Annotated in this window: 7 protein-coding genes; all 7 read left to right on the forward strand. The window is 50.3% G+C overall.

Going from position 1 to position 12,886, the window contains the following annotated elements:
* The first annotated feature begins 19 nt into the window (after window positions 1-19).
* The 7 genes from RDW05_RS05010 (at window position 20) to RDW05_RS05040 (ending at window position 12,865) form a co-directional block, all read left to right on the forward strand.
* Entirely contained in the window at window positions 20-997 is a 978-nt protein-coding gene (locus tag RDW05_RS05010) for an ABC transporter substrate-binding protein (protein WP_307978070.1), read from the forward strand.
* A 130-nt stretch (window positions 998-1,127) separates the two neighbouring features.
* The gene (gene cobN / locus RDW05_RS05015; protein WP_307978071.1) at window positions 1,128-4,838 is read left to right on the forward strand and encodes a cobaltochelatase subunit CobN; all 3,711 of its coding nucleotides are present in this window, start codon (window positions 1,128-1,130) and stop codon (window positions 4,836-4,838) included.
* Between the two features lie 98 nt (window positions 4,839-4,936).
* Window positions 4,937-5,965, forward strand: a complete 1,029-nt coding sequence (locus tag RDW05_RS05020; protein WP_307978072.1) for an AAA family ATPase — start codon at window positions 4,937-4,939, stop codon at window positions 5,963-5,965.
* A gap of 12 nt (window positions 5,966-5,977) precedes the next feature.
* Window positions 5,978-7,933, forward strand: a complete 1,956-nt coding sequence (locus RDW05_RS05025; RefSeq protein ID WP_307978073.1) for a VWA domain-containing protein — start codon at window positions 5,978-5,980, stop codon at window positions 7,931-7,933.
* 56 nt (window positions 7,934-7,989) lie between these two features.
* Window positions 7,990-8,547, forward strand: a complete 558-nt coding sequence (locus RDW05_RS05030) for a hypothetical protein (RefSeq protein WP_307978074.1) — start codon at window positions 7,990-7,992, stop codon at window positions 8,545-8,547.
* A 143-nt stretch (window positions 8,548-8,690) separates the two neighbouring features.
* On the forward strand, window positions 8,691-9,806 hold the full coding sequence (locus RDW05_RS05035) for an efflux RND transporter periplasmic adaptor subunit (RefSeq protein WP_293722136.1): 1,116 nt from the start codon (window positions 8,691-8,693) through the stop codon (window positions 9,804-9,806).
* Window positions 9,806-12,865, forward strand: coding sequence for an efflux RND transporter permease subunit (locus RDW05_RS05040; protein ID WP_307978075.1), 3,060 nt, complete (start codon window positions 9,806-9,808; stop codon window positions 12,863-12,865). Before RDW05_RS05035 ends, RDW05_RS05040 begins: the two co-directional genes overlap by 1 nt.
* The last annotated feature ends 21 nt before the right edge of the window (window positions 12,866-12,886 follow it).

Genomic DNA, 12,886 nt, shown 5'->3' on the forward strand with positions numbered 1-12,886 from the left:
AAGGAAATGAGGTGAAACAATGTGGAAGAACTTACTGATGCTTTTGCTGCTGTTGGCATTTTGTACAGCAGGTTGTCAAAAGCAGTATGTTGAAAAAACAAGCGGGGCAGCCTATCAGGTAGTTGATTCGCAGGGGAATGTAATAAAATTTGCGCAAAAGCCCCAGCGGATTATGACAACACATTTTAATCTGGACAATATTGTAATGGGACTTGTTGATGAAGAGCGTGTTATTGCTCTCTCTAAATCAATGTATGATGCTTCGGTATCTTATATCAGTACTGAGGCAATCAAAAAGCCTACAAAATTAAACTATGATTTTTCCTCAGAGCAAGTTCTGGCACTCAAGCCGGATTTAATCATCGCCCGAGAAAGCACAGGTGAAAACCGCATACAGACCTATCGCGCCATGGGGATACCTGTATACGTGGTGAGCAATGCGAATAATGTGGAAGAGATAAAAAAGCAGATTCAGGAGATAGGTCAGGCTGTGGGGGAATCAGAGCGTGCGGAAAAGCTACAGCAGAGAATGCAGACACAGCTTGACTATATCAAAAGCAAGGTTGATAGCGCTAGCATGAAGCCAAAAAGTGTGATGCTTGTTTCTAAAATGAACCATAATTACGGTGGTAAGGGCTCTTTTTTTGATGATATGTGCCACTTTGCCGGGGTGAAAAATGCACCTGCAGAGATAGGGGTGCTCAACGGTCAGCTGATGGATAAAGAAATAATGCTGCGTGCAAATCCGGATTACTTCTTGCTTTCTCTGTCCTGGGAGCTTAAGCATGATAACAAGGATGGGTATAAAAAGGAATTTTTGGAGGATCCTGCGTTGGCTAATCTGGAGGCGGTCAAGAATAATCATGTCTGCTATTTGAAGGACAAGTATTTATATGCTTCCAATCAAAACTGCGTATGGGCGATTAAGAAGATTGCCAATCTTGCTTATGGAAATATATTTACTGATGAAGAGGAAGTTTTTCTTAAGGGATATTAGCAAATAAGGCTGAAGTGCTTGACTGTATGAGAACTATATAGCGTAATATTATTTTATTGTGAGGGCGATGGTTGTTCGTCCTCATTTTTATGAAAGAATAGGAGTATCGATAATTTTCGGAGGTGAAAGAATGCAACAAATTTTATTTCTCACCAATATGGAGCAGACTGCAACTTATCTGCAGGATGCATTGAAGCTGGCGCAGCAGACTCAGGAAGCTGTAGCAGGACAGGTGCTGTATGTCCCAAGCGATACAGAATGGACGAGGGATATGGAAAAGCAGCTGCAGCAGGCGGAGGTTGTCATTTTCCCCTGGATGGGCACAGGACTTAGCACCAAGTTTTTGTCGGAATCTTCATCCTATCTGCTGGCCAACAAAAAGAAGCACGTCTATCTGATGACCGGTAATCCGGAGGATATACTGCACGGCGGTCTGTCTGAGGAGGAGCTGAAGCGGATAAATGATTATTATAAATTCGGAGGTTTGCAGAACTGGATAAATTTGTGGCTGTGGCTGGCGCAGCAGTTTTTGCAGGCAGGATGTAATGTGCCTGCTCCCGAGCTTTTGCCGTGGGATGGTATTTATCATCCGCAAGCAGCCAAAATTTATCATGATGTGGAGGAATATCGCCGTGATTTTTGCAAGGCGGACAGACCTACGCTGGCTGTTGTTTTCTTCCGCAGTGACTGGCTGTGGGGCAATACCGTTTTTGCAGATGCGGTAGTCAGAGAGATTGAAGCGCTGGGGTGCAACGCCTTATGCTTCTTCTCCACAAGCTCGCCTGACGCCGCAAGCGGCTGCGGCGGCTTTAAAGAAGCCTTAAGCAAGTATGTTTGCGCGGACGGCAAATGCTATGCCGATGTTTTCATCAATACTATAAAATTTTCGCTGTTCAGTATCCGCGCCTGCGCGCTGAATGATTTGACAAAGCTCAATATCACGGTACTGCAGGCCTATACCCTGTACCGTTCGTATCAGGAATGGTACGACAATTTTGACGGCATGAGCGCGGTAGAGGTGGCGTACAGCGTGAGCCTGCCTGAGTTTGACGGCATTATCCATAGCTGCCCGGTGACGACAGTGGAGCGTGATGCTGAAGGCAAGCAGGTTACGCAGGAGATAGCAGAGCGCATGAATATGCTGGTGCGCAAGGCGAAAAAGCTGGCACTTTTGCGTACCAAGCCGAATGCGGAAAAGAAAATCGCCATTGTTTTTCATAACCATCCGTCAACCAATTCAAACATTGGCAGTTGCGCGGCAATTGACAGCATTGAAAGCGTGCGTTTGCTGCTGCAGGATTTGCGGGATGCAGGCTATGTCGTTGACCATATTCCGGCGGACAGGCAGGAATTCATTGACGAGCTTATTGCAGGTGCGACGAATGACAGGGACTACATGAGCGAAAAGCAGATTGATAATGCCGATGCCAAGCTCCTCGTCAGTGCATACCGCGATTATTATAAGACCCTGCCGGAAAAGGTACAGCAACGCCTGGCGCAGGATTGGGGCGAAGCACCCGGTGAAGTATTCTTTTATGACGATTTTCTGTTGATTCCCGGTACGATGAACGGCAACATTTTTATTACGATGCAGCCGCCGCGTGGCTTTGGCGAGGATCCTGATAAAATTTACCATTCGCCTGACTGTGCGCCGACACATCATTATTTAGGCTTTTATCACTGGCTGCGCGATATCTGGGGCGCAGATGCGATGATGCATATCGGTACGCATGGCAGTCTGGAATGGCTGCCGGGCAAGGGCGTGGCGATGGGCAATGAATGCTATCCCGATATCTGCACCGGTGATTTGCCAAATGTTTATCCCTATTGGGTAGTTGATACGGGCGAGGGCATTCAGGCCAAACGCCGCAGTGCTGCCTGCCTCATCAGCTATCTTTCAGCACCGTTAAGCATCAGCGGTGTGTATGATGAGCTGGCGGAGCTGGAGAAGGCTTTGGAGGAATATGTACACTTTAAGGCTGATAAGGATGCCGATTTGAGCGAACCTATGGCACAAATCAGAGAGAAGGCCGCTGCTGCTGACCTTACGGACGAGGTGCGGGAGGAGGATGCTGCCGATTTTGACGAATATGTCAGCCATCTGCATACTTATCTGACGGACTTGAAGAATATGCAGATGACTACTGGCCTGCATATCATGGGTAATCCGCCGCAGGGCGAAAAGCTGACGGAATACCTTTATGCGTTGGTGCGCTTGGAAAATCCTGATATGCCGTCACTGCCAAAAACCTTGGCGCAGGCTTATGGCTATGATTATTATGAGCTGATTGACAACAGCAGTAAGCTGCTACCGGATGGCATTTTGAGCTACGGTATGCTGCTTGATAAAATTAACGGCCAATGCTTGGAGATTATCCGTCTGCTGCAAAATGATGGTTTCGTAGTCCACGAAGATAAATTGCGGGTGTTGGAGTGCGTAAAGTGTTGGGATGAGACTGTGCAGCAGGATATTATAAAAATTGCCGGCTTCATCTGCGACAAGCTGTATCCCAGCCTGGCGCATACTACCTGGGAACGCAGCAACTGCATCCGCGCGCTGCAGTCTGAATATATCGAGCCGAGTGCCGGTGGTGCGCCTACAAGTGGCGGCGCCGAAATTTTGCCAACCGGACGCAATTTTTACGGCGTTGACCCGCAGCTGCTGCCTACACCTGTAGCGTGGAAAATTGGTTCACAGATGGCGGAGGATGTGATTAACAAATTTGTAGCGGAGGAAGGCCGCTATCCCGAAAGCGTAGGTATTTTGCTGTGGGCGACCTATAACATGCGCTCTAATGGTCAGTGTATGGCGGAATTTATGCGCCTGATGGGCGTGCGTCCTGTTTGGCAGAAGGGAACCCTGAAGGTGACAGGCATCGAGATTATTCCGCTTAATGAGCTGAAGCGTCCACGTGTTGATGTTACCGGACGTATCAGCAGCCTGTTCCGTGATACACTGCCTGGAGCGGTTTGCTGGCTGGATAAAGCAGTACAGCAGGTGGCAGCGCTTGACGAAAGCTTCGAGGACAACTTTGTGCGCAAGCATGTCATGGAGGAATCTCAACGATTGGAAAGCGAGGGCGTGGACAAGGAGCAGGCCTGGAGACAGGCATCCTACCGCATTTTCGGCGATCCGCCGGGAGCGCATGGCGCAGGCGTGAGCGCACTTTTAGCTTCCCGCAATTGGGATGACCTAGGCGATATTGCTGATGTGTATGTGCGTTGGGGTGCACATGTTTACGGCGAGGGCGAAAAAGGTCAGTACAGGCCGAAGCTGTTCACTAATCGTATGGCGAAGCTGGAGATTACCGTCAGCAATATTGATAACCGCGAGTCTAATCTGCTGAATTCCGATGATTACAACGCTTATCGTGGCGGTATGATTGCCGCAGTGCGCAATTTCAGCGGCAAGATGCCGAAGAACTATTGCAGTGACAGTTCCGACCGTCAGCATGTTGTGATTCGCACGTTGGCGGAAGAGGTCAAGCGTCTGTTCCGCGGTGAAGCGATTAACCCCAAATATATCCGAGGCATGAAGGAGTTTGGCTATAAGGGAGCAGGCGATTTGGCAACCTATGTTGATAACTGCTTCCAATGGGATGCTACCAGCGCCGTTATGGAGGACTGGATGTATGAAAAGTTTGCGGAAAAATATGCCTTGGATACAGATATGCAGAAATGGTTTGCTGAGGTTAATCCCTGGGCGCTGCGCAGACTGACGGAGGTTTTGCTGGAGGCAGAGCAGCGCGAGCTGTGGAACGCTAAGCCGCAAACCAAACAGTCGCTACAGGAGCTGCTGCTGAATATCGAAGGCGAAATAGAAGAACGCGGCGATGAATAAAAATTTTCATTAAACCGCTTGCGTGTATACCTAGTAGACACTGTATAATTAGATACATATTTTATTGATAGCTCGTTTTAATAAATGGAGGAATATAAATGAAACGTACTGCTGTGTATCCTTTTACTGCGATTGTCGGACAGGAAGAAATGAAGCTGTCCCTGATTTTAAATGTTATTAACCCGGCTTTGGGTGGTGTTTTGATTAAAGGTGAAAAGGGTACGGCAAAATCTACCGCTGTGCGCGCTCTCGCCGAGCTTTTGCCGCCTATGGCAGCTGTGCACGGCTGCCGCTTCCATTGCGACCCGCACAGCAGCCAACTGTGCGATGACTGCACTGCGAAGCTGCAGGCAGAGGGCAGCTTGCCTGAAGAAACCATCAACATGCGCGTAGTTGAACTGCCTGTCAGCGCAACCGAGGATCGCGTTGTCGGTACATTGGATATTGAGCATGCGATTAAGCATGGTGAGAAAAAGTTTGAACCCGGTATTTTGGCGCAGGCTAACCGTAATATTTTATATGTAGATGAAATCAACCTGCTGGATGACCATGTTGTCGACGTACTGCTGGACGCCGCTGCTATGGGAGTAAACACTGTTGAACGCGAGGGTGTTTCCTACTCCCATCCCGCACGCTTTGTGCTGGTTGGCACTATGAACCCTGAGGAGGGTGACATCCGCCCGCAGCTTTTGGACCGCTTTGGTTTGAGCGTTGTTGTTACCGGCGAGCATGACCCGCTGCAGCGCGTAGAGGTAATCAAGCGCCGTCTGGCTTACGAAAACGATGCGGAGAGCTTTATTGCAGGCTATAAAGAGGCGCAGGAGGAGCTCGCAGAAAAAATTATTGCTGCCGGCAAGCTGCTGCCTGAGGTAACTATTGATGACAAGCTGTTGGAAACCGTAGCTAAGCTTTCTGTTGAGCTGGGCGTTGACGGTCACCGTGCAGATATTACCGTTATCAAGACAGCGCTGACTTTGGCTGCCTTCAACGGCCGCAAGCAGGCTAATTTGGACGACCTGAAGCAAGCAGCTAAGCTGGTGCTGCCGCACCGTATGCGCCGCCGTCCGTTTGAAGAGGGCGAGCTGGATTGGAATAAGGTAGAAAGCTTTTTGGCTGCTGAAGCCTAAGGAGCGTTGACTATGCTGAAAAATAATCTCTATCCCTTTACTGCGGTAGTGGGGCAGGAGGAGGCTAAAAAGGCCTTGCTGATTGCTCTGGTCAACCGCAGAGCAGGCGGTCTGCTCATAGGCGGTGCCAAGGGTACGGCAAAATCCGTGCTGGCGCGCAGTGTGCAGAGCCTGATTGGTGCGCAAAAGCTGCTGACGTTGCCACTGAACGTAACGGAGGATATGCTTTTTGGCAGCATCGACCTGGAGGCTGCCGTAAGCTTGGGCGAAAAGCGTTTTTCGCCGGGCATTCTGGCGCGTGCGACAGATAATATTCTATATATTGATGAAGCTAACCTGTTGCGTCAGGAGCTGCTTACTGCAGCACTTGATGCCAACAGTGCAGGCATCAACAATGTGGAGCGTGACGGCATCAGCTGTAGTCATGAGGTGCGCACGACCGTCATTGCTACGATGAATCCGGAGGAGGGCACTCTGCCCGGACATATTCTGGACCGCTTCGGCATGTACGCCGATATGCAGGCGTTGCAGGATATCGGCCAGCGCGTGGAGGTTATCCGACGTGCCTTAGCATATAGTAGCAATACCCTTACGTTTTGCGAGCAATATGCGGAAGAAACCGCTGCCCTGGCAGCGAAGGTGCAGGCAGCGCGTGAGCTGCTGCCGCAGGTAGAGGTGAGCGACGCGATGCTCATGCTTGCTGCCCAACTGTGCTCGCAGGCCTTCTGCGCCGGTCACCGTGCGGAGATTTATCTGCTGGAGGCTGCGCGTGCTATTGCTGCTCTGGCTGGTCGCACCTATGTGCTACCGAAGGATGTGGAGGAGGCAGCGCAGTTTGTGCTGCCGCACCGTATGCGCAAGCCGCCTGAGCAGCAGCCCGAGGAGCAGGAGCAGCAGGACGATAACCAAAACGAAGAAGAAAACGAGCAGGATAACGAAGATAATTCTGACGATGATAATAACAACGAGGATAACGAAGATAATCAGCTGCCGCCACCACCGCCATTGGATAACGGCGATGATGACGAAGATGACGATGCCTCCGACGATGAGGATGAGGACGACGAAAGCGACGAGGACGAGCAGCAGCAGGAGCACAATAACAGCAACCTGGCACCGGAGGAACAGCTTGCCGATATCGACAAGAGCTTCCACCTGCCAAAGATGCTGTTGGATTTGGGTAAGGATCGCAATGTGCGCCGCGGCAGCGGCAAGCGCAGCGTGACCAAGACTGACCTGAAGCAGGGACGTTATGTGCGCGCCGAGCAGCCTAAGAGCAAGGTTACGGATTTGGCATTTGACGCAACCATCCGTGCTGCAGCGCCTTATCAGCGCCTGCGAGAGGACAACGGCTGTGCGCTGAACATCAAGGAAGAGGATTTGCGCCAGAAGGTGCGCGAAAAACGCATCGGTAACACCTTCCTGTTTGCGGTGGATGCCAGCGGTTCTATGGGTGCGCGTGAGCGTATGCGTGCCGTTAAGGGTGCTATTTTCTACATGTTGCAGGAAGCGTACCAGAAGCGTGACCGCGTAGGCATGATTGCCTTCCGTCGCGATAAGGCAGATATGCTGCTGCCGATTACACGCAGCGTGGACCTGGCGCAGAAGCGTCTGGCAGAAATGCCGACCGGTGGCAAAACGCCGCTGGCTGACGGTTTGGCGCTGTCGCTGCAAACGCTGGCAATGATGAACAAGCGTGACAGCGAGCTGGAGCCTATTCTGATTGTTGTAACCGACGGACGTGCGAATGCCGTGCACGAAGGCGAAAAGGATCCTGTCGCTGCTGCAATCAGCATTGCCGAAAAAATCGCTAAGGCTAAAATTACCTCGGTGGTTATTGATACGGAAAGCGATTTTATCAAGCTGGGCCTGGCAAAGAAGGTTGCCGCCGCTATGCAGGCCAATTATTACACGCTGCAGAAGCTGTCTAAAGAAAATATAATTCGTATTGTAAGAAATTTGAATTAAAGATAAGAGTATAGTATACTAATAGATATATTAGCATACAAAGGAGTGGAGCTTTTATGAAAAAATTGCTTATTTTATTGATGACTTTATTTTGCTGTGCAACCGCATTTGCTGCGGATGCAGACAAAAAGCCTGCAACCCAAGAGGGTATGAACTGGGAAATCAGCATGATGCCTAAACCGAGCGAGGAAGAGCAGGAGCAGGCACGTTGGTCTATCGTTGTAGAAAATAACGTAGGTATTTATGCTTACGATATGGATTCCCTGACCTTCAGCAAGGTTACGAACGGTGTAGCAGATAAAAATATTATTTCCGTGCTGACGAAAACCGTTTTTACCGATAAGGATATGCTGAAAAAGCTCAATGAAAAATACAAGGCTTCTCTGAGTAAAAAAGAGAAGGTGCAATACTGTGAAATCGTCATGACCTTTAATCTGCAGGATAAAACCTACGGCGTAGAGGTAATGGATGTTTATGGCAGCAAGAAAACTCTGCTGAGCCATCAGGCAAAGGAGCTGAAGTTTGTTCCAGTTCCGGCAGGCAGTTTTGCTGAGGCTATGCTGGAAATCTGCCAGCAGGCAGTAGCTGCTGATGCGCAAGCAGCAACGAAATAATGCTGCGCCCCGATTTTACTCAGGCAAAAAATTATATATTACAACACAAACTCCTTAGTCTGCTTGCTATCTGTGTGATAGGCATTACTTTGACACTGGGCCTCAGGCATCTCTCCAACCAGTCTACGTCAAAAAAAGCAGTAATGAAACCTATTGTGCACACGCAGACAGTAAGCAGGCGACCATTGTATAAAAGCATTAATCTTTTTGGACAGCTCAAGGCCAAGGCACAGATTGATATCGTCAACAAGTATGCCGGTATCGTCGACGAGGTTAATGTTGATTTGGGCAGCAAGGTGCAGGCAGGGGATATTCTGCTGGTGCAGCATCTTGATGATGCCCGTGCCGAAATGCTCAAGGCCCAGGCACGCTATGCCGAGGCCGGAGCTAATGCGGCAACTACGGATGTGAGCTATAGCACCAGCCTTACTCGCTATGAGGCTGATTATAAGCTGGCGCAGGTCAACGCGGAGCGTTACCGCAAGCTGTATGCGCAGGGCGCTGTTTCCAAGTCCGAGCTGGACAGCATGGAGCAGACGCTGGCTAATAAAAAGGCGCAGTACGATGCTTTGGCGCAGCAGGTGGATTATGACGGCACACCGTCGCAGGTTTACCGTCAGGAGCAGATTGCTGCCAGACGCGAGCAGGAGTACATTATTGCGCAAAACAAGTATCACGATCTGATTTTTAAGGCACCACGCGCAGGTATTATTACCTACCGCGATGCAGAAGTGGGTGGCTATGCGCCTGCAGGCAGCAGGCTGCTTACCCTTTTGGATGACAGCGGTTTTACAGTGGACTGCGATATTACAGAGGCTGAGGCTGCTTCTGTTACCGTTGGCACGCAGGTCGAGCTGAAGCTGGAGGCGATTGGCGAAATATGCCGGGGTACTGTTGTTTATGTGAGCCCTGTAAGAAGCAGGGAAACAAACAAGTTTACCCTCCGCATCAGGCTGGATGAGCCTGGCTCCAATGTAAAGGCAGGCTTGTTTGCCAAGGGTGAATTGCGTTTTCTGCAAAAGCCATCCACTATATATTTACCTAAAAATGCCGTTCTGGAACGGGATGGCAAATATTTCGTCTATGTGCTGGGCAAGGGTAATAAGGCTCTGAAAAAGCCTGTTACTACCGGTGCAAGTAATAATGAAAGCATTGAAATAGTGCAGGGTGTGAAGATAGGCGAAACGGTTATCCTTGATAATCTTGCGCGTCTGCGTGACGGCATGGTGGTTGAGGTGGCCAAGGAGGAGGCGAAGTAATGAATATTACACGCTTTTCTATTAAACGGCCTATCGGTATCTGCATGATTTACATATTAGTCTGCGTCCTTGGTCTTATCAGCTTCTTTCGCATTGGCGTGGAGCTGCTGCCGGACGTGGACTCTAAATTTATCAGCGTTATTGTCAATTATCCCGGCGCCAGCACGGAATCAGTCGAGCAGCAGGTGACGAAGCCGATTGAGGACGAGCTGTCCTCAATTTCGCACTTCAAGCAGGTGCGTTCCGCTACACGTCCCGGACGTGCGGAGATTTTTGTCGAGCTGGACAGTCAGGCCGATGCTGATATGGTGGCTATCGAGGCAACGAAAAAAGTCAGCCGTATCCGTAAGAATCTGCCGGAGGATATTGATGAGCCTGCAGTGCTCAAGCGTTCTTCTGAGGAGTTTCCTATTATCCAGATTGCGGCAACCTCCAAGGATAACCTGGACGATATTTTTGCCTTGGCTGACAGCAGCTTTAAGGAACGGCTACAGCAGGCTGCCGGTGTAGCTGATGTTGATGTCACAGGCGGCCGCGCCAAGGAAATTGCCATCGAGGTTGACAAGGATAAGCTCAATTATTACGGACTGACGCTGCAGGATATTATTACAGCGGTGCGCAAGGAAAACGTTATTGTTTCTTCCGGCTCCGTCTATACCGATGCTTTGGAAAAAACCGTGCGTCTGCAGGCGCAGTATAAGGCTCCGGAGGAGATTCAGCACCTGCAGCTTAAGGGTGCGGGCGGCAGATATATCGAGCTGGGGCAGGTGGCTAACGTGCAGGCCAAGGATAAGCGTGCCGTGGCCTATAGCCGTGTAGACGGCAATGAGGCGGTATCGCTGGAGGTTTATAAGGCCAGCGGCGCCAATATCGTCGACACAGCAGACGGCGTGCTGCAGCAGCTGGAAACTCTGCGCAAGGATTATCCTGACTACGTTTTCACAGTTGTTTATGACCAGTCGCATTTCGTGCGCGATTCCCTGAGCAACACGCTAAAAACGCTGCTCGAAGGTCTTGTGACTACAGGACTTGTTTTATATCTGTTCCTGCGTGGCTGGAAGTCGTCCTTGGCAGTTATGATTGCCATTCCGACCTCGCTGATTGCTACCTTTTTCCTTATGTATCTGGCAGGCTTTACCTTCAATATGATGTCACTTATGGGTATGGCGCTGTGTATCGGTATTCTTGTCGATGACTCCATTGTTGTGCTGGAGAATATCCATCGCTTTCTGGCGATGGGCAAAAGCGCCGACGTGGCAGCGGAGGAAGGACGTAATGAGATTGGTATGGCGGCAATCGCTATGACGCTTTGCGACGTGGTGGTATTTTTGCCGATTGCCTTTATGCAAAGTGCGACAGGCCAGTTCTTCAAGCAGTTTGGCATGACGATTGTTTTTGCTACGCTGATGTCGCTTGTCGTATCCTTTACGCTGACACCGATGCTGGCTTCGCGCTTTTATAAAAACGGCGTGGAGGAGCCTAAGGGCAAGCTGTGGAGCAGGCTGGATGCTTTGGAAGCTCAGACGATTGCCAAATATGATGTTCTACTGCGCAAATGCATAGAAAAGCCGAAGAAGCTGGTGCTGGGAGTACTGGCAGCCTTTGCGGTGGCGGTGGCGCTGGTGCCGCTCGGTATAGTTGGCTCAGAGTACATGCCGCGTACCGACGAAAGCGCGATTCAGGTGAATATTGAGCTGCCTACGGGCTTTAACGCTGACCAAACCAACGAGGCCTTGCTGCTGTTTGAGGATTATTTGGCCAAGGTGCCGGAAATCGAGCACTATATGACGAATGTAACGACCACGCAGAGCATGGGCAAGCTTGTTATCGCACTCAAAAACAGCGATGACCGCAGCAGGGACGTGTGGCAGGTAGCACAGGGCATCCGCAGCTTTGCCAAGCAGAATCTTGGCGAAATCAAGGTGCGCGTCAATGAGATTCAGTCATCCGTTACCGGTGTTTCGGGCGGTCGCAACCTTGTGCGTTCACCGGTACAGGTGGAGCTTAAGGGCAGCGATATGGACCAGCTCGTGGCTGATTCCGCCAAGGTAGAGCAGATTTTTGCTTCGACTGCAGGCCTGAAGGATATCAAAAATTCCTATGTTAAAGGCATGCCGGAGCTGAAGGTGACGGTAGACCGCGACAAGCTGAAATATTATCACGCGACAGTAAATGATGTGGCGCAGTCCTTTAACGCCGCTATCGGCGGACGCAGTGCCGGCGTACTGGCGAACGATGTGCAAAACCATGGCAATGACACCGATATTGCAGTACGCTTTGCCGGTGGCAGTGGCTATGATATTGAAGACGTGCGCGCTATTCCGGTGCAGACAGGCAGAGGAAGCGTCTTTCTTGGCGACCTTGCCGACGTAGAAGAGGGCGTAGGCCCTATTACGATTCGTCGCGTGAACAAGGAGCGCATCATCAACATCCAGTGCAACCTGACGGACAGACCGCTGAACGAGGTAGTTAAGGAGCTGACGCAAAAGCTCAATGCCGCAGGTCTTAAGAGTAGCTATGCTTTTTCCGGTCAGGCGACCACGATGAACGATTCCTTTGCCGAAATGGCTATGGCATTGTCGCTGTCACTGCTTTTGATTTATCTGCTGCTGGCAGTGCTCTATGAATCGGTATTTACGCCGTTCATCCGTATGTTCTCGTTGCCGCTGGGCATTATCGGTGCCATCTTCTGTTTGCTGTTGACGCATAATACCATCAACCTGTATTCTCTTATCGGCATCCTGGTTATGGACGGCCTGGTAGCGAAAAACGGCACGTTGCTGTTGGACTATACGCTCACGCTGATGCATGAAGGCATGACGGCGAAGGCAGCGGTAATCGAGGCAGGCAAAACGCGTCTGAAGCCTATCTTTATGACAGCACTGACGATGGTGGTGGGCATGCTGCCGACAGCGCTTTCGCTGAGCGCAGGCTCGGAGACGCGCGTGAGCATGGCGTGGGTAATCATCGGCGGTATGATAACATCAACGGTGTTTACGCTTTTGGTGCTGCCGATACTGTTTTTGTGGTTGAAAGAAAAATTTCCTAGTAGAATTTAGCTTAATAATAAGAATATATAT

Origin of the sequence: uncultured Phascolarctobacterium sp., assembly GCF_902463975.1 — a bacterium.
GTDB lineage: Bacteria > Bacillota > Negativicutes > Acidaminococcales > Acidaminococcaceae > Phascolarctobacterium_A.